Source organism: Cupriavidus sp. 05N40 (assembly GCF_056397305.1).
In genome coordinates, this window is the sequence record NZ_JBFTND010000102.1 from 1 (window position 1) to 17241 (window position 17241).

The 17241-nt window shown below is 68.2% G+C and carries 18 protein-coding genes; 11 read left to right on the top strand and 7 right to left on the bottom strand.

The features are described 5' to 3' along the window. The 7 genes from AC1DO7_RS22725 to AC1DO7_RS22755 all read left to right on the top strand — a co-directional run. Positions 1-282 (top strand): iron-containing redox enzyme family protein (locus AC1DO7_RS22725; protein ID WP_441618936.1); only part of this gene is annotated, 282 nt, incomplete at its 5' end. An 83-nt stretch (positions 283-365) separates the two neighbouring features. After that, positions 366-731, top strand: coding sequence for a 2Fe-2S iron-sulfur cluster-binding protein (locus AC1DO7_RS22730; RefSeq protein ID WP_441616822.1), 366 nt, complete (start codon positions 366-368; stop codon positions 729-731). A 54-nt stretch (positions 732-785) separates the two neighbouring features. After that, positions 786-1094, top strand: a complete 309-nt coding sequence (locus AC1DO7_RS22735; protein ID WP_441616820.1) for a ferredoxin — start codon at positions 786-788, stop codon at positions 1092-1094. Positions 1095-1169: 75 nt separating this feature from the next. Further along, positions 1170-1493: a 2Fe-2S iron-sulfur cluster-binding protein gene (locus AC1DO7_RS22740; RefSeq protein ID WP_441616818.1), complete on the top strand. Its 324-nt coding sequence runs from the start codon at positions 1170-1172 to the stop codon at positions 1491-1493. Positions 1494-1672: 179 nt separating this feature from the next. Further along, entirely contained in the window at positions 1673-3211 is a 1539-nt protein-coding gene (locus tag AC1DO7_RS22745; protein ID WP_441616816.1) for a hypothetical protein, read from the top strand. Positions 3212-3253: 42 nt separating this feature from the next. Continuing rightward, positions 3254-4729, top strand: a complete 1476-nt coding sequence (locus tag AC1DO7_RS22750; protein ID WP_441616814.1) for a gamma-glutamyltransferase family protein — start codon at positions 3254-3256, stop codon at positions 4727-4729. A gap of 49 nt (positions 4730-4778) precedes the next feature. Further along, entirely contained in the window at positions 4779-5408 is a 630-nt protein-coding gene (locus AC1DO7_RS22755; RefSeq protein ID WP_441616812.1) for a glutathione S-transferase family protein, read from the top strand. 90 nt (positions 5409-5498) lie between these two features. On the opposite strand, the gene AC1DO7_RS22760 is transcribed toward AC1DO7_RS22755, so the two are convergent. From AC1DO7_RS22760 to AC1DO7_RS22775, 4 genes are all read right to left on the bottom strand, one after another. Further along, positions 5499-6362, bottom strand: coding sequence for an MFS transporter (locus tag AC1DO7_RS22760; protein WP_477116598.1), 864 nt, complete (start codon positions 6360-6362; stop codon positions 5499-5501). Positions 6363-6491: 129 nt separating this feature from the next. Next, positions 6492-6998: a flavin reductase gene (locus AC1DO7_RS22765; protein WP_441616809.1), complete on the bottom strand. Its 507-nt coding sequence runs from the start codon at positions 6996-6998 to the stop codon at positions 6492-6494. Positions 6999-7031: 33 nt separating this feature from the next. Continuing rightward, a complete protein-coding gene (locus AC1DO7_RS22770) occupies positions 7032-8414 on the bottom strand; it encodes an LLM class flavin-dependent oxidoreductase (protein WP_441616807.1) in 1383 nt (460 codons plus the stop codon). Positions 8415-8710: 296 nt separating this feature from the next. Next, entirely contained in the window at positions 8711-9604 is an 894-nt protein-coding gene (locus AC1DO7_RS22775; RefSeq protein ID WP_477116599.1) for an HpcH/HpaI aldolase/citrate lyase family protein, read from the bottom strand. A gap of 410 nt (positions 9605-10014) precedes the next feature. Between AC1DO7_RS22775 and AC1DO7_RS22780 the strand changes: the two genes are divergently transcribed. Next, the gene (locus AC1DO7_RS22780; RefSeq protein ID WP_441616803.1) at positions 10015-10584 is read left to right on the top strand and encodes a helix-turn-helix domain-containing protein; all 570 of its coding nucleotides are present in this window, start codon (positions 10015-10017) and stop codon (positions 10582-10584) included. Positions 10585-10648: 64 nt separating this feature from the next. On the opposite strand, the gene AC1DO7_RS22785 is transcribed toward AC1DO7_RS22780, so the two are convergent. The 3 genes from AC1DO7_RS22785 to AC1DO7_RS22795 all read right to left on the bottom strand — a co-directional run bounded on the left by AC1DO7_RS22785 (position 10649) and on the right by AC1DO7_RS22795 (position 14233). Further along, positions 10649-11785: an OpgC domain-containing protein gene (locus AC1DO7_RS22785; RefSeq protein ID WP_441616801.1), complete on the bottom strand. Its 1137-nt coding sequence runs from the start codon at positions 11783-11785 to the stop codon at positions 10649-10651. Between the two features lie 317 nt (positions 11786-12102). Next, the gene (locus AC1DO7_RS22790; RefSeq protein ID WP_441616799.1) at positions 12103-13119 is read right to left on the bottom strand and encodes a Bug family tripartite tricarboxylate transporter substrate binding protein; all 1017 of its coding nucleotides are present in this window, start codon (positions 13117-13119) and stop codon (positions 12103-12105) included. 190 nt (positions 13120-13309) lie between these two features. Next, positions 13310-14233: a LysR substrate-binding domain-containing protein gene (locus tag AC1DO7_RS22795; protein ID WP_441650014.1), complete on the bottom strand. Its 924-nt coding sequence runs from the start codon at positions 14231-14233 to the stop codon at positions 13310-13312. A gap of 172 nt (positions 14234-14405) precedes the next feature. Between AC1DO7_RS22795 and AC1DO7_RS22800 the strand changes: the two genes are divergently transcribed. The 3 genes from AC1DO7_RS22800 to tcuC all read left to right on the top strand — a co-directional run bounded on the left by AC1DO7_RS22800 (position 14406) and on the right by tcuC (position 17113). After that, positions 14406-14699 carry a DUF2917 domain-containing protein gene (locus tag AC1DO7_RS22800; RefSeq protein WP_441616795.1) on the top strand — a complete coding sequence of 98 codons (294 nt, stop codon included), beginning with the start codon at positions 14406-14408 and terminating at the stop codon, positions 14697-14699. A gap of 40 nt (positions 14700-14739) precedes the next feature. Continuing rightward, positions 14740-15621 carry a crotonase/enoyl-CoA hydratase family protein gene (locus tag AC1DO7_RS22805; RefSeq protein ID WP_441650015.1) on the top strand — a complete coding sequence of 294 codons (882 nt, stop codon included), beginning with the start codon at positions 14740-14742 and terminating at the stop codon, positions 15619-15621. Positions 15622-15817: 196 nt separating this feature from the next. Beyond that, complete coding sequence (tcuC, locus tag AC1DO7_RS22810; RefSeq protein WP_477116600.1) at positions 15818-17113, top strand: tricarballylate/proton symporter TcuC; 1296 nt, start codon at positions 15818-15820, stop codon at positions 17111-17113. The last annotated feature ends 128 nt before the right edge of the window (positions 17114-17241 follow it).

Sequence of the window (17241 nt, forward strand, 5' to 3'; positions counted from 1 at the left end):
GTCCCCTCGATCTACCGCAAGCAGACCCCCACCCTGCGCGACAAGTACAACTTCACCGACGAAGAAGTCGAGTTCTTCGACCTGCATATCGTCTCCGACGAAATCCACGGCGAGCGCGGCTACCAGATCGTGCTCGAACACGCCGACACCCCCGAACTCCAGCAGCGCTGCCTGAAGATCTGCGAGATCGGCGCACAGATGCGCCTGCTCTATACCACCGCCCTCTATCACGACTACGTCGCGCAGGAAATCCCGCTGCCCGAACTCGAACTCGCCGCTTGAGAGGGCTGCGTCATCGCACGCGGCCGGCATTGCACGCCGGCCGTCCTTGACAGACCACCACGGACCGCTTGCGGAACAGTTGTATGCCGAAAGTCGTATTTCACAAGAATGGCCAGACCTTCGAAGACGAGGTCAAGCCCAGTACCAACCTGGTGGTCCGGGCGGGAATCAAGCAGTTTCCGTATCCGAACCTGCGCTACGAATGCGGCATGGGCAAGTGCTCGAAATGCGCCTGCCGCGTGATCTCGGGCGCCGAGCACCTGCCGCCGCCCAACTGGAAGGAAAAGAAGCAGCTCGGCGAGCGGCTCGAACAGGGCTACCGGCTGACCTGCCAGATCTGGCTGGAGCATGACATCGAGCTGGCCCAGGACGAACTGCCGCCAGAGAGCGTCGCGCCCAAGGCCATGCCAGCCGCAGCGCGGCCGGTGACGGCAACCAGCAATTCGTGAGCCATCGGCAATTCTCCGCACCTGTACCAGCGGCAACAAGCAAGCGGCAAAGTCATGTACGTGATTCTCAGCAGCAAGCCAGGGCAGTTCCATACCGAACTCGTCGAAGGACTGTCGGCCGTGGAGGCCTACGACTACCTCTTCTACGGCCGCATGACGGCGCAGTACGTGATCGCCGAGCTGGCGTATCCGGTCAAGGTGAAGGTGGTAGAGCAAGCCGATGGCGGCACGCAGCCCATCGTCAACTACGTGCCCTCCAAATTCCTGGAGAAGTTCGACACGCTCGAAGGCGCACGCGAGGAACTCAGGCGGCTGGCCAGCTTCGGCAGCATGGATATCGCGCTGGTGAAGCATCCCGACTGAACAACCCCATCCACGACAAACCGAGTATGACCGGCACGGCGCCGGGCAGCCCCCTCATGCAATCGGACTGTTTCCATGATTGAAATCACCTTTGTCACCAACGACAGCAAGGTCGTCACCGCCCCCGAGAACAGCAACCTGCTGCGCGTTTCCCTGCGCGAGAAAGGCGGCATCCCCTTCAAGTGCGGCGGCGGCCTGTGCGGCACCTGCAAGTGCAAGATCGAAAGCGGCCTCGAGTTCACCGACGCCATCAAGCCCAAGGAGCGCAAGCACCTGACCGAGGAGCAGTTCGGCCAGGGCTACCGCATGGCTTGCCAGACCTTTGTGAACGGCGACATCAGCGTGTCCTGGGAAGCGCAGACCAGCGCCGCGGCCAAGGCCGTATCCGTCGCCGGATAAGCGAGCGCCGCTTGTGATGCGGCGTGCTCCCGGCTTGCCGCAGGATAGCTGCGGCGCACCTGCATGCCGCCCCGCCGCGCCAAAGTTTGCCGCTTTGGCACAAGGCCGGCTACGATGCCGCCTCTGCACAGACCGGCGACACCGCCTTCGTCACGCCGGCACAGGAGACAACCCCCAAAATGGATTCACATATCGCCATCGGCGCGGCCCACTGGGTCTACCTCGCCGGCGTGTTCGCCATCGTGCTCACCATGGTGTTCCGCGCCAACGTGGTGGTGCCCTCGATCATCGCCACCTTCCTGGTGACCCTGGCCTGGACCCATAGCCCGGTCAGCGCGCTGGCCAGCATCTTCAACGCCAGCTTCGTGGCGGCGCGCGAACTGTTCAACATCTTCCTGGTGATCGCGCTGATGACAGCGCTGCTCAACGCGCTCAAGGCCCTGCGTTCCGACGTGCGCATGGTGGAGCCCTTCCGTTCGGTGATGAAGAACGGCCACACGGCTTACTTCATGCTGGCCGCCATCACCTATGCCATCTCGCTGTTCTTCTGGCCCACCCCGGCGATCCCGCTGGTGTCCGCCATCCTGCTGCCGGCCGCCATCGCCGCCGGGCTGCCGCCGCTGGCCGGCGCCATGGCCATTGCCATCGCAGGCCAGGGCACCGCGCTGTCGTCCGACTACGTGATCGGCGTGGCGCCGGGCATCAGCGCCAAGGCGGCCGGCGCCGCGGTCAGCGCCGCCATGGTGGCGGACCGCGCGCTGGTGCTGTCGCTGATCACCGGCGGCATCGCGCTGACGCTGGCCTATCTTTCCATCCGCGGCCATATCCGCCCCGCCAGCACCAGCCTGCTGGAGCGCTGGCAGGGCCGCGCGGAAACCGGGATGGACCCCGCCGGTGGCGCCGGCAGCTTCGACAAGAGCGAACTGGCGCGCGGCACCGCGCATGGCGAGCCGCTGGGCACCGACGCCAATATCGCGCGCAGCCTGTCGATGGTGGAGCAGCGCCGCATCAAGTGGTCCAAGGCATTTGCCGTGCTCACGCCGCTGGCCTTCGCGGCGGTGATCGCGCTGATGGTCTCGCCCAAGCTCGGCCTCGGCGTGGCCGAGCTCAAGGGGGGCGAAGCCGCGGCCATGGTGGGGGGCACCGCGGCGCTGCTGATGATCCTTTGCACGCTGGCTGCCGAAGGGCCGCGCAAGATGCTGGACATGAGCGCAGAGCACATCACCGACGGCTTCGTCTTTGCCTTCAAGGCCATGGGCTCCGTGCTGCCGATCGCGGGATTCTTCTTTATCGGCGCGAGCGACACGGCCGGCGCCATCCTGCACGTTGGCACCGGCCACGCGCCCAGCCTGCTGTTCGAGCTGATCCAGGGCGCCGAGCAATGGATTCCAAACAATCACGTACTGGTGGCCTTCGGCGTACTGCTGGTGGGCATGATCACCGGCATCGACGGCTCCGGCTTTGCCGGCCTGCCGCTGACCGGCACGCTGGCCGGCGCGCTGGGGCCCACGGTCGGGCTGGACGCGGCCACGCTGTGCGCGGTGGGCCAGATGGGCGCGGTATGGACCGGCGGCGGGACGCTGATCGCGTGGTCGTCGCTGGTGGCCATTACCGGCTTTGCGCGCGTGCCGGTGCTCGATGCCGTGCGCGCGCTGCTGGTGCCGGTGCTGGCGGGCCTGACCGTCTCGACGATGTGCGCCGTGGTCCTGTGGCGCTGAAACACCGAACCTCAAACCCCTGACAAGCAAGGAGCGACCCGCATGACAACCGCAACCCCGGCCGAAGGCGTGCGCGCCGCGCACTGCATGGTCGCCACCGGCCACCCGCTCGCCGCGCAGGCAGCGCTGCGGGTATTGCGCGAAGGCGGCAGCGCTGTCGACGCGGCGCTCGCGGCCGACGCTATCCTGGGCGTGGTGGAGCCGATGGCCACCGGCATCGGCGGCGACATGCTGGCCATGATCGTCGAGCCCGACGGGCATGCGGTCAGCTACAACGGCACCGGCCGCGCGCCTGCGGCCTTTCCGATGGCGGCACTGGCGGGCCTCCCCGGGCAGCGCATCCCCGAGCGCCACGCGCTTTCGCTGACCACGCCCGGCGCGGTGCGCGGCTGGGAGGATCTGCACCGCCGCTATGGCCGCATGGAGTGGAAGCAATTGTTCGCCCCGGCGATCGCGCTGGCGCGCGACGGCTTCCCGGTCGCACCGGTAGCCGCGCGCGAATGGGCCGTGTTCGATCGCGTGCTGCACCAGGACCCGGTCTGCGCCGCGCTCTATCGCGCCGGCCGCCCGCCGGTCGCCGGCGAGACCTTCAGCAATCCGGAACTGGCGAAGGTGCTGGGCGCCATCGCGGCGGAAGGCGCCGATGCCTATTACCTGGGCGCCCCCGCGCAGGCGGCCGCGACAGCCAGCCGCAATGCCGGCGGCGCGCTGGCGGCCGCGGATTTCGCCGCCCATCGCGGGAATTTCTGCACGCCGGTTTCCACGACCTTCCGCGGCCTGACCGTGCTCGAGTGCCCGCCCAATACGCATGGCGTGGCGATCCTGCACGCGCTGGACGAACTGGGCCGGCTCGACCCTGCCCTGCTGGCGCAGGACGATCCCGCCGCCGTGCTGCGCACCGTGCAAGCCATGGGCCGCGCCATGCAATACGCCAAGCAAACCGTGGCGGACCCGGCCGGCAACACAGTCTGCACCGTGGTGGTGGATCGCGACGGGCTGGCCGTCACGCTGATGACCAGCATCTTCAAGCGCTTCGGCTCCGGCATAGCGGTGCCGGGTTGCGGCTTCGTGCTGCAGAACCGCGGCTTCGGCTTTGCCGGCCCCGGCCATATCAACAGCCCCGCGCCCGGCAAGCGGCCGTACCACACGGTCGTGCCCGGCGCGGCGCTGCGCGACGGCCGCTTCCATGCGGGCTTCGGCGTGGTCGGCGGCCTTATGCAGCCGCAAGGACAATTGCAGTTGCTGGTGCGGCTGGCGGCCTGGCAGCAGCCGCTGCAAGCCGCGCTCGATGCGCCGCGCTGGCGGCTGGAGTCCGACACCGCGCTCGCCATCGAAGCCGGCATGCCGCCGGCCATCGCGCAAGCCCTGCGCGACGCCGGCTACACCGACCCCGCCGGCCTTGGCGAGCTGGGCGACCGCAGCGATTTCGGCGGCGCGCAGATCGTCATGCGCGATGCCTCAGGCGGCCTGCTGGGCGCATCGGACAAACGCAAGGACGGCATCGCGCTGGGCGATTGAAGCGCGCCCCGATTGCCGACACCCATTTCCAACCGCCGGAACCCCACCCGTGACCCTGAAGATCTACGGCATCGCCGCCTCGCGCGCCATCCGCCCCCTGTGGGCGGCGGAAGAACTTGGCCTGGCCTACGAGAACATCCCGCTGCACTACGCCTCGGCRCAAGCCAAGGCACCCGCCTACCTGGCGATCAACCCCAACGGCACCGTGCCCGCCATCGACGACGATGGCCTGGTCATCTATGAGTCGCTGGCCATCACGCTCTACCTGGCGCGCAAGCATGCGGGCCAGGTGCTGTGCGACGGCACCGCCGGACAGGACGCCGGGATCCTGCAATGGACGCTGTGGGCCGCCACCATGGTCGAGCCGCACCTGACGCAGTGGAGCCAGCACACCCGGCTGTTGCCACAGGCGCAACGCGACCCCGCCCAGGCCGCCGCGGCGCTGGCGGCGCTGGCGGCGCTGCGCAAGCCGCTGGCCGTGCTGGACGCGCATTGCGCGCGCCAGCCCTACTTGCTGGGCGACACCTTCACCGTGGCGGATCTGAACGTGGCATCGGTGCTGCACCGTCTGGCCGACATCGATGCCTGCGCCTTCACCAGCTTGACTGCCTGGCACCAGCGCTGCGTGACGCGGCCGGCGGCGCAGCGGGCCTTCGCCTTGCGCCAGCAGGCGGCCTGAGCCAGCGCCACCAGCAGGCCGATGCACGCATCGGCCGCCGCCTGCCCCTGGCGGCAAGGACGCCGCGACGCACCGCAAGGCGGCATGCGGCTAGCGCTTGCCGCCCGCCAGCTTGACGGCATCCGGGTGCCGCCGCAGCCGCCACATGGCGACGCAGCCCAGCGCCGGCCCGATGGCCAGCATGCCGAAGCCCCCGCGCCAGCCGAGATACGCCACGACATCCGGCACCAGGTGGATGCTGACCAGCGTCAGCAGGAAGCCCGCGCAGGTCTGCGCCGTCAGCAGCGTGCCCACCGAGGACGGATCGGCCAGCTCGGTCACGCTGGCGGAGAACTGCGCGGAGTCCGCGATCACGGACAGACCCCACAGCAAGGCCACGGCCACCAGCAGCGCCATCGGCGCGGTGGACAGCCAGCCCATCAGCGCCGCGCACGAGGCGCTGATGCCCATGGCACCGATGGTCACGGCGGTGCGGCCCACGCGGTCGGCCAGCCAGCCGCCCAGCCACGCGCCGAGCGCGCCCACGGCCACCACCACGAAGGTCATCCATTCGGCCCGCGAGCGCGCTTCGGCCACGCCGCGCGCGACCARCGTCTGCTGCAGGAACAGCGCCAGCCAGGCCCACATCGCGTACAGCTCCCACATATGGCCGAGATAGCCCAGGTTGGCCAGGCGCACTGCCGGGCTGCGCCAGGCCTGCGCCACCTTGCCGATATCGATGCGCGTGGCGCGCCTGATGTTGGGACCGACGCTGGCGAAGCCGATCAGCACCGCCGCTGCCGCGGCACAGGCCGCGGCCACGCCGTAGATGGTGCGCCAGTCCAGCCCGCCGGTGGCGGCCAGCAGGTGCGGGCTGGCCGAGCCGAGCGTGAGCGCGCCCACCAGCAGGCGTCGAAGGCCGCGATCGCGTGCGCCTGCTTGATAACGGCGATCACCGTGCTCGACGAGAACCACACGCCCATCGCCGCCACCTGTGACAACAGCAGGATGACTAGCGAGGCGGTCTTGCCGGGCAGGTGGGCGGCGGCGGGCATTGCGGGCGTGGAGGACATGACGGGCGCGGCCTGGGCGCGAGCCATCGCGTCAGGTCCCGGCGTCGGCTGGCGCCGCCGCGCCGACCCGGTGGAAATCGCGGCCGAAATAGATCAGCCCGTCGCGGTCGTCCTGCGCGCGCGCGGCCCGGACCGCGCAGAAGAACACCGTGTGCGTGCCGACCTCGGTCACCGATTCGATCTCGCAATCGAGCGCGCTGACCGCGCCGCGCAGCACCGGCGCGCCGGTCTCCATGCGCTCCCACTCTGCACTGGCAAAGCGCTCGCCGATCGAGACGTCCTTGCTGGAAAAGCGCATCGCCACGTCGCGCTGTTCCGCGCTGAGCACATTGACGCACAGCCGGCCGTTCTCGCGCATGGCGGCATTGTTGCGGCTGGCGCGGTTGATGCACACCAGCAGCATGGGCGGCTCGTCGGTCACGCCGCATACGGCGGAAGCGGTGCAGCCGGCCAGGCCCGCCACGCCGTCGGTGGTGATGACGTTGACGGCGGCGCCCAGCCCTGCCATCGCGTCTCGGAAAGTCGTCTTGTCTACCATGCCCTTGTCCGGTGCCTGCGCAGAATGATGATCTCAGGCCTGCGCGCCTGCAACCGCGGCGGCGCCGCGGTAACGGGCGGCAGCGTGCGTGGCCGGCAGGCGGGCGTGGCCGAACAGCTTGTCGCGGTAGGTGCCGTCGCGGTACGCGGTCTTGTAGACGCCGCGCTCCTGCAGGATCGGCACCAGCAGCCCGATCACATCGTCGAAGCACTCCGGCATCACGGTGCGCGAGAGATTGAAGCCGTCCACGCCGGTGTCCTGGCTCCAGCCCTGCATCAGGTCCGCGATGCGCCCGGCGCTGCCCACCCAAGGCGCCTGTCGGCTGCCCAGCACCATCTGCTCGAGCAGCTTGCGGCGGGTCCATTGCGGGCCGGCGCTGCGCGTCATGGCCTCCACATTGGATACGATGGCCTGGCTCTTGCTGGCCTGGATGGGCTCGTCGATGTCATAGCGCGCGAAGTCGATGCCCATCGACGCGGCCGCGTGCACCAGTGCCGCCTCGGAACTGACATAGCGGCGGTATTCCTCGTACTTTTCCTGCGCCTCGGCATCGGTCCTGCCGGTGACGATGGTGGCGCCCATGAACACCTTGACGTCTTCCGCGCGGCGGCCCTGCCGCACCGCCTGGGCGCGGATGTCGCCGACGATCTCCTGCACCCCCTCCTTCTTCTGCCCGTTCACGAACACGCATTCGGCGTGCGTGGCCGCGAACCGGCGCCCGCGCGCGGACGATCCCGCCTGGTACAGCACCGGGGTGCGCTGCGGCGACGGCGCGCACAGGTGCACGGCGTCGACCTTGTACTGCGGGCCGCGATGGTGGACGGCGCGCACCTTGGACGGATCGGCATAGACGCCGCCGGCGCGGTCGTGGACCACGGCGTCGTCGTCCCAGCTGCCTTCCCAGAGCTTGTAGACCAGCGCCATGTATTCGTCGGCGAGGTCGTAGCGGTCGTCGTGCGCCGCCTGCCCTTCGATGCCGATGGCGCGTGCCGCACTGTCGAGATAGCCGGTCACGATATTCCAGCCGATGCGCCCGCCGGTCAGGTGGTCGAGCGTGGACATGCGGCGCGCGAACAGGAACGGCTGCTCGTAGGTCAGGTTGCAGGTCACGCCGAAGCCGAGATGGCGCGTGACCGCCGCCATGGCCGGGATGATCAGCGTCGGGTCGTTCACCGGCACCTGCACCGCGCCGCGCAGCGCGGCGTCCGGACTGCCGCCGTAGACGTCGTACACGCCCACCACGTCGGCGAGGAAGATGCCGTCGAACAGGCCGGCTTCGAGCGTCTTCGCGTAGTCGGTCCAGTACTGCAATTCGCCGAAGCGACTGGATTGATCGCGCGGGTGGGTCCACAGCCCCTGCTGGATGTGGCCCACGCAGTTCATGTCAAAGGCGTTCAGACGAATTTCACGGGGCATGCCGGCTCCAGGTCAGCCATTGGTCCGCCGGGGCCGCTGCTTCGCCGCAAACCGGCCAATGTCTGCCACCCCGCTCATTGCGTTTAATATAGTGGACGGATGACTACCGATAAAAGCGAAATTCGATAAGGGTTAACGCGAGCATGTGAGGCAGCCCGGCGCAATGCCAGATGCCAGATGCCAGATGCCAGATGCCAGATGCGGGAAGCGGGGAAGCGGGAAACAGCGCCGACGCCGGCGCCCGTCAGATGGCCGCCGCCACCGGGCGGTTCGCCTGGCGGCCACGGCGACGCAAGTCAGTCCTCGCCGTCGACCTGGCAAAGTATCCGGTGGGCCAGGCGCAGATGCGGCCGGTCGATCATCGTGTCCCCGAGGCGCACCACGCCGGACGCGCCCACGGTAGAGAACGCGGCCACCACCTGCCTTGCCCAGACCACTTCTTCCTCATTGGGAAGGAAGGCCTGGTTGATCGCGGCGATATGTGCCGGATGCCCCGCCGCCTTGGCTACGAATCCATCGCGGYGCGCCTGCAAGGCCTCTGCCACGATCTGCGCTTCGTCGCCGAGTTTGGTGCTGACGGCATCGATCGCGTCGACGCCCGCCTGGGCGGCCGCAAGCAGGCACATGGTCCGCGCCACGGAGAAGGGCGATGTGAGCTCCCGGCCGGCATGCGACGAGAAAGCGCCCAGATCCGCGGCCAGATCGTCGACGCCCCACATCAGCGCGCGCAGACGCATGGGGGCGTTGCGGTACGACGAGAGACCGAACACGCCCTCCGACGTCTCCGTCGCCATGGCGATGATGCCGGTCTGCTGCTTGCCGCCGAGCAGGATGTGCTCGAACGCGGAAAGAAAATCGCCTAGCCGGTGCACATCGTCGACACTCCGGCATTTTGGTAACACGATGGCATCGGGACGGTGACGCACGACGGTTGCGAGGTCTTCAAGGACGTGCGCCGTGGACAGGCCATTGATCCGCACGAAGAAGCAGGCGGGCATCGATTCCCGGTGCACATCGAGGAAGGCCGAAAGCCGCTTCCTCGCCTCGCCCTTCCCTTCCTCGGGCACGGCATCCTCGAGGTCGAAAACCAGCGCATCGGCGCCGGACCGCAAGGATGCTTCGAGCTTCCTGTCGCTGTCGGCGGGTACGAAAAGCAGAGAGCGCAGATGGCCCGGCGTTCCAATACTCATGGTCTTCTCCTGCCTTGCGGCCATCCAGGCCTGCGATTCCGGTACGCGAGACTCGCGCCCGGGTTCCCGGCGTCCCTGTTGCGACAGGATTCGTCCTGAACCACCGGGTCATTGTCCTGCACGATGCCTGCACCGGGCAACTTCGTCAAACCGCATTCCCGGAAGACCCCTTTAGCCAATTTCGAATACACTGGCCCGGCCACGCCGGCGATACGCGATACGCAATACGCATCGGCATGGGCGGCCGGGAAAAACATGCAGATATCGTCATAGATGGAATGGCCGGCGATGCTCGGGCCGATGGACCGCAAGGACCCCGGCTACAGGCGGCAGGCGCGGGGCGGCACCAGGACGGCGCCTCGTATAATGCGGCGACCATCGCCACGGCCCCGCGCCCGGATTCCAGTCCCATGCAAAACCAGCCTTCCGCCGATCCTACCGTCGCCATCTCCGCCCGCATCAGGACCGAGCGCGAATCGCGCGGCTGGTCGCTGTCGGACCTGGCCGATCGCTCGGGGGTGTCCAAAGCCATGATCAGCAAGATCGAGCGCGGCGAGGCCAGCCCCACCGCCACCGTGCTCGGTCGCCTGTCCGGCGCGTTCGGCCTGCAGCTGTCGATGCTGCTGGCGCTGGCCGAACAGGCTGGCGAGCGCCTCAGCCGGCATGACGACCAGGCGGTCTGGCAGGATCCGGAAACCGGCTACACGCGCCGCGCGGTCTCGCCGCGCAACGGCGGCATGCTGGAATTGCTCGAAGTCATGCTGCCGGCCGGGACCCGCGTCTCCTATCCGCCCGCCGCGTTCACCTTCCAGCACCAGCAGATCTGGATGCGCGAAGGCACGCTGGTCTTCGAGGAAGGCGATCTGGTGCACACGCTGAACGCCGGAGACTGCCTCCAGCTCGGCCCCCCGGTGGCCTGCACGTTCTTCAATCCCGGCGATACGCCGTGCGTGTACGCGATTGCGCTGGTACGCCGCTGACAGGAGCGGGAGCGCCCGGGCCTTGCAACCCGGCCGCGCCACCCGGCGCAGCTAGGCTGCGCAGCTAGGCGGCAGCGGCCTTGCGTTCTTCCTTGCGCCGCCCCCACCAGCCGCCGATCACCAGCAGCAGTGCCACCGCGACGATATCGCCGCCCAGCGCGATGGGCCGCGACGGCCGCCCACCGGCGATGCCATAGGTAAAGCCCTCGATCACCACCGACACCACCGCGCCGAAGACAAAGCAGAACAGGCTATGGCGGCCGATCTGCACCACCGGCCCCATCACCGAGGCCAGCCGCGCCACCCAGCCCGCGCGCACCGCCAGGTAGGCCAGCCATGCCAGGCCCAGGAAGCTCGCCACGCGCAGCGCCGCCAGGCTCTTCTTGGGCAGCGGGAACACCATGGTCGGCAGCCACGCCGGCAGCCACGGCTCATAGACGTGCGGACGCATCCACAGGTAGGCCAGCAACACGCCGGCCAGCGTCATCGCCACCGCCAGCACCGTCACCACCCAGCGCACCAGTTGCTGGCGCGGCAGGATCACGTCAGGCCGCAGGCGCGCCATCAGCCCCAGGCCGAACATCAGTTGCCAGGCAAAGGGATTGAAACTCCAGCCATTGCCGTCGCTGCTCGGCAGCAGCGGCGTGAGCATCGGCGCCATCAGCCACAGCAGCGCGCTGGCGCCGACGAAGGTCAACGGCCGCGCGCGCGCCATGCGGATGCCCAGCGGCGCGAACAGGATGAACACCGCATACATCGGCAGCACGTCCGAGACGAAGGGCTGGCGCGCCACGCTGAACACCTCGACCAGCGTGCTGAACGGATGCGCCATGAAGATCGGCGCCTCGGTGGATACCACCGCCGGTGCCGGCACGCGTGCCAGCGCCAGCAGCAGACCGAACACCAGCATCAGCACGCCGGTCAGCACGAACGCCTTGTAGATCTCCCAGCTGCGCCGCACCAGGCGGCTCTGCGCGGCAGCCGCGCCGTGGCGCGCCTCCATGGCCAGGAAGGCCGAGCTGGCCGAATAGCCGGCCAGGAAGACAAAGATCTCCGCCGCGTCGAAGAACGCGAAATTGCGGATCGTATAGTCAGCCAGCACGCTGCCATTCACGTGGTCGACCACGATGAAGATCAGCGCGACGCCGCGAATCAGGTCAACCTCAGTTCTGCGCTGGGTTTCGTTTGTTGCCAAAAGCATCTCCTGCATTACCCGGCACCGGACGCCCCGACAAAGCGCCCGCGTGCCCCCGGGATCTCCTCGAGCGGAGAACCCGTACCTGTTCAATGTGTAAAAACCAGCACGTTGGACAGGACAGATGCGCAAATGTGCCGCGCCCGAGACGCAACCATGCCCTGGCGACGAACGCGCAGGGCGAGATGATACGGCATACTGGGGATTACCCTAGGATCCTGGGGCGGAGTCTTGCCAGAGGGCGGAAAACAAGAAGGCCGGCGAGCACGGCAAGGAGGCCGAGCCCGCCGGCCCGTGCCGGTTCAGGGGATGTCTTCGCAGCCTTAAGACTGCAATGGCTGGATCTTCGCGCGATGCACGATCGCGCGCCATTTCAGCGTTTCGGCGGAGATCGTCCGTGCGAATGCCTCCGGCGTGCTCGCCACCGGCTCGAGCCCAAGCCCCAGCATCTTCTCGCGCACCTCCGGCTGGCGCAACACCGCGGCCGCATCCGCCTGCCACTTGCGCACCACCGCGTCCGGCGTCCCCTTCGGCGCCACCAGCCCGTACCACGAGGTCACGTCGAAGCCCGGATAGCCCGACTCCGCTACCGTCGGCACGCCCGGCAACTGCGCCAGGCGCTGCGGCCCGGCCACGGCAATCGCCACCAGCTTGCCTGAACGGATATGCTGCAGCACGGTCGACACGCCTGCGAACACCATCTGTACCTGCCCGCCAAGCACATCATTGAGCGCGCTCGCGGTGCCGTTGTAAGGTACGTGCACGGTCTGGATGCCCGCCTCCAGGTTCAGCAGCTCGCCCGCCAGGTGCGCCCCGCTGCCGCTGCCCGGCGAGGCAAAATTCAGTTCACCCGGATGGGCGCGCGCGTAGGCCACCAGCGCCTTGAGCGAATGCGCGGGAAAGCCCGGGCTGACCACCAGCACGTTGGGCGACCTCGCCAGCATCGTCACGGGGACCAGGTCGCGCGTGTCGAAGCCAAGCTTCGGGAAAAGAATCGGGTTCACCGTGAGGTTGCCTGCCGGCGCCAGCGCCAGCGTATAGCCGTCCGCGGGTGCCCGCGCCGCGGCCTCCATGCCGATATTGCCTGCCGCGCCGGGCTTGTTGTCGATCACCACGGCACGGCCCCACTGCTCTGCCAGCTTCTGCCCCACCAGTCGCGGCAAGGCATCGGACACGCCGCCCGGCGCGAACGGCACGATCACCCTCACCGGCTTTGCCGGGAAACCCTCGCCTGCGGCGGGGCCGGCAGCGAACGACGGCAGGCTTGCGCAGGCCAGCACGGCTGCCCCCGCAAAGCGAACGACAGTGGAACTGGCAAGCTGGCGGACAAGACGATTCACCTCGGACTCCGAAAAACGTGGAAAGACAACAAGCGCGCCGGGCATGCGCGCGCTTGTTGTTCAGATCGATGTTATCGAGCCGCCGGTTACTTGTATAGACAACTTTTCAGCTATGGAAAGGCAGTTTTTGCATATGGAACAGGCGCCATATGGGACAGGCGCCGCCGGCCTGGGGCGAAACGGATCTCGACTACCCAATCACCTCACCCGCCAGTTCGCTCTCCAGCCAGGCGCGGAACTGCCGCACGCCGGGCCGCTCCACGCTTGACGTGACGATCTGGTAGGTCAGCCCGTCGGCGGTGTGCTCCGGCACCACCACCTGCAACTGGCCGCTCTTGAGCATCGGCAGCACCATGGGCGTGCGCCCGATGGCAATGCCCGCCTGCTGGACGGCGGCGTTGAGCACGTGCGCGTATTGCGAGAAATACAGGCAGGCCTGCTTGGGCGAGCGCAGCAAGCCCAGGCGCTGGTACCACTGCGTCCACGACATCCAGGCAAAGCGGGCGCCGGGGTCGTGGAAGACCAGCAGGGGCGCATCGAGTATGTGGCGCGGCTCGGTGATGCGCGCGGCGATGGCGGGGGCGGCCACCAGCATCAGGCGTTCCTGCAGCAGCGGGCGGGGACCGCCGGGACCGGGGGCTTGCGCATTGAGGCGGATGGCCAGGTCGATGCCTTCGCGCTCGAGATTGAGCATGGGTTCGGAGGCATCGATGCGGACGTCGATGCCGGGTTCGGCGGCCTGGAAGCGGGCAAGCTTGGGCACCAGCCAGAGGGCGGCGAAGGATGGCGTGGTGGTGACGGCGATGGAAACGCGGTCCACGGCGAGCAGGCGGTCGATGGCGGCGCCGAGCTGGCCGATGGCTTCGCGCGCGGCTTCATAGAGCTGGCGGCCTTCCGGGGTCAAGCTCAGGCCTTTGCCGCCGCGCCGGAACAGCGCGACGCCGAGCACGTCTTCCAGGCTCTTGACCTGCTTGCTGATGGCGGACTGGGTGAGGCAGAGCTCTTCGGCGGCTGCCGTGAAGCTGAGATGGCGCGCGGCGGATTCGAAGCCGCGCAGGGCCTCGAGCGACATGGTGCGCAGCGCGCTGGTGGAGGCTCGGCTCAGGATCGTCATGACGCCCAGGCATACCGCTGATGAAAATCCTTCCGGCCGCTGCGGCCGGTTCCCGGCAAGAATGCAGTCAAGGTTCCCGGCGCCCATCTGGCGCTATCCGACGCTCACCCGATGCATTCGGACGCAAGCCCATGCGGCGGATACAGGGGAAGCGCTTTGCCCGGAGGCTGACATGCGCGCGACGACCACGACCCAGAGCGTTAATCCATCGGCCACGCCAGCTGCCGCGCAAGGCCTCTGGCTGCTCGGCCCGGCCGCGCTGCGGATCCCGCTTGGCTCTGGATCTTACCTGATCTGCACGCAGGGCATGGCATGGCTCACCCAGCAATCGGCCGCGCTCGACGCCGCGCGCCGCGACACCGTGCTGGCCTGCGGCGAGCGCTTCGTCGCGGCCGAGGAGACCGTGGTGTTTGTCTCCGGCTTTCGGGGGCGGCCGGCGTGCATTGCCGTGCGGGACCCCGCCTGAAGAACGCCAGGAAAAAACGTCACGACAAAGGAGAACGACCATGAACGATGCACTCCACGGGCACGCTGCGCAGGACGACGGACACGGCGCCCCCGCCGGTCAAGCCGGTCACGCCAATCAAGCCGATCAAGCCGATATGCTCGTGCAATATGAAGCGCTGGGCGCGCACGCGCTGCTGGTACTGAACCGTCCGGCCAAGCTCAATGCGCTGAGCTATGCGCTGATCGATGCCTTGATGGCAAGGCTGGATGCCATCGAGGCGGATCCGGCCGTGCGCTGCGTGATCCTGACCGGCAGCGGCACGCGCGCGTTCAGCGCGGGCGCAGACATCGCCGGCTTCGCGCCGGATATCGCGGCGTCGCCGGAGCAGGCGCTGCGCCGCTTCCTGCAGCGCGGGCAGGCCATGACGCGGCGCATCGAGTCGTTTCCCAAGCCGGTCATCGCGGCGGTCAACGGCCTGGCCTACGGCGGCGGATGCGAGACCGTGGAAGCATGCAGCCTGGCCATCGCGGCAAGCCATGCCACCTTTGCCAAGCCGGAGATCAAGCTGGGCTTTCCGCCCACCTTCGGCGGCACGCAGCGGCTGCCGCGCCACGTCGGGCGAAAGCGCGCCAACCAGATGATCCTCACCGGCGAGCCGATCGACGCGGCCGGCGCGCTGCGCTTCGGGCTGGTCAACGAGGTGGTGCAGGCGCAAGACCTGATTCCCGCGTGCGTGCGACTGGCCGACAGCATCGCCCGCCATTCCGCGGTGGCGGTAGCGGCCTCGCTGCGCGCGGTGACGCGTGGCATCAACCTGCCGATCGACGAGGGCCTGGCGGTGGAGGCCATGCAGTTCATGGTGGCGGCGGGCTCGCACGATGCGCGTGAAGGCACGCGCGCTTTCGTGGAGAAACGCCCCGCCGTGTTCCGCCACGCCTGAGCCGGCGGCATGGCCGCGCCGGCGCATGGGCGGCGTGTGCGAGTCCCGCGGGCGCCTTCCACGCAGAACTGGCGCTGGCGACTTGCACGGCATATATTGACCTCCACACGCGTGACCGGCACACGCGCGGCCGCCGGGCCGGTCTCTTGCGGGAGGGCGGCGGATGCGCCGCACGCGGTGCCCAAGGAGACTGGCGATGCAAGCGCAAATGGCGGGGACGGCCCTACCCGGGTCCTCGAAGCTCGGTGCCGTACTTCGTGTCACCAGCGGCAATTTCCTCGAGCAGTTCGATTTCTTCCTGTTCGGCTTCTACGCCACCTATATCGCCCAGACATTCTTCCCGGCCAACAGTGAATTCGCCTCGCTGATGCTGACCTTCGCCGTGTTCGGCGCGGGCTTCCTGATGCGCCCCCTGGGCGCCATCATGCTGGGCGCGTATATCGACAAGGTGGGACGGCGCAAGGGCCTGATCGTGACGCTCGCGCTGATGGCCAGCGGCACCATCCTGATCGCCCTGGTGCCAGGCTATGCCACCATCGGCCTGCTGGCCCCCCTGCTGGTGCTGGTCGGCCGCCTGCTACAGGGCTTCTCGGCCGGCGCCGAGCTCGGCGGGGTATCGGTCTATCTGTCGGAAATGGCCACGCCGGGCCACAAGGGCTTCTATACGGCGTGGCAGTCGGCCAGCCAGCAGATCGCCATCGTGGTGGCGGCGGGCCTGGGCTTCGCGCTGAACCAGTGGCTGACGGCCGACGCGCTGCACAGCTGGGGCTGGCGCATCCCGTTCTTCATCGGCTGCCTGATCGTGCCTTTCCTGTTTGTCCTGCGCCGTTCACTACAGGAAACCGAAGCGTTCCGCACGCGGCGCCACCATCCGAGCACGCGCGAGGTGTTCGACTCCATGCTGCGCAACTGGCGCACCGTGCTGGCCGGCATGCTGCTGGTGGCCATGACCACCACCACCTTCTACCTGATCACCGTCTATACCCCCACCTTCGGCAAGACCGTGCTCAAGCTGAGTACGGCCGACAGCCTGGGGGTGACGCTGTGCGTGGGCATCTCGAACTTTATCTGGCTGCCCATCGGCGGCGCGCTGTCCGACCGCATCRGCCGCCGCCCCATCCTGCTGGCGATCTCGCTGATTGCACTGGTCACCGCCTACCCCGCCCTGTCGTGGCTGGCGGCTGCGCCCAGTTTCGAGCGCATGCTGCTGGTGCTGCTGTGGCTGTCCTACCTGTTCGGCATGTACAACGGCGCCATGGTGGTGGCCCTGACCGAGGTGATGCCGGTCGAGGTGCGGGTGGCGGGCTTCTCGCTGGCATACAGCCTGGCTACCGCGCTCTTCGGCGGCTTTACGCCAGCCATTTCCACGTATCTGATCGAGGCCACCAAGGACAAGGCCGCGCCGGGATACTGGATGGCCTTCGCCGCCGCATGCGGGCTGATCGCCACACTCATCCTCTACCGCAAGAACCGCGTCGAGGCGACCGCGTAGCCTGCGCCCGGCCGGCCTGGCAGTGCCGGTGCGGAGGGCATCACAAGCCTCGCTGGGCGCCCGGGCCTGGCTCCCGGGGTGCCCGTGCGCATTTGTGCAACGCACAAAACCTTCCCGCAAGGCTCACT

What these genes read in the sequence shown, in the direction of transcription:
- AC1DO7_RS22805 (WP_441650015.1), top strand. Translation starts at nt 14,740, where the DNA reads ATGAACGATGCACTCCACGGGCACGCTGCGCAGGACGACGGACACGGC.
- AC1DO7_RS22795 (WP_441650014.1), bottom strand. Translation starts at nt 14,233, where the DNA reads ATGACGATCCTGAGCCGAGCCTCCACCAGCGCGCTGCGCACCATGTCG.
- AC1DO7_RS22750 (WP_441616814.1), top strand. Translation starts at nt 3,254, where the DNA reads ATGACAACCGCAACCCCGGCCGAAGGCGTGCGCGCCGCGCACTGCATG.
- AC1DO7_RS22740 (WP_441616818.1), top strand. Translation starts at nt 1,170, where the DNA reads ATGATTGAAATCACCTTTGTCACCAACGACAGCAAGGTCGTCACCGCC.
- AC1DO7_RS22765 (WP_441616809.1), bottom strand. Translation starts at nt 6,998, where the DNA reads ATGGTAGACAAGACGACTTTCCGAGACGCGATGGCAGGGCTGGGCGCC.
- AC1DO7_RS22780 (WP_441616803.1), top strand. Translation starts at nt 10,015, where the DNA reads ATGCAAAACCAGCCTTCCGCCGATCCTACCGTCGCCATCTCCGCCCGC.
- AC1DO7_RS22800 (WP_441616795.1), top strand. Translation starts at nt 14,406, where the DNA reads ATGCGCGCGACGACCACGACCCAGAGCGTTAATCCATCGGCCACGCCA.
- AC1DO7_RS22770 (WP_441616807.1), bottom strand. Translation starts at nt 8,414, where the DNA reads ATGCCCCGTGAAATTCGTCTGAACGCCTTTGACATGAACTGCGTGGGC.
- AC1DO7_RS22785 (WP_441616801.1), bottom strand. Translation starts at nt 11,785, where the DNA reads ATGCTTTTGGCAACAAACGAAACCCAGCGCAGAACTGAGGTTGACCTG.
- AC1DO7_RS22730 (WP_441616822.1), top strand. Translation starts at nt 366, where the DNA reads ATGCCGAAAGTCGTATTTCACAAGAATGGCCAGACCTTCGAAGACGAG.
- AC1DO7_RS22735 (WP_441616820.1), top strand. Translation starts at nt 786, where the DNA reads ATGTACGTGATTCTCAGCAGCAAGCCAGGGCAGTTCCATACCGAACTC.
- AC1DO7_RS22745 (WP_441616816.1), top strand. Translation starts at nt 1,673, where the DNA reads ATGGATTCACATATCGCCATCGGCGCGGCCCACTGGGTCTACCTCGCC.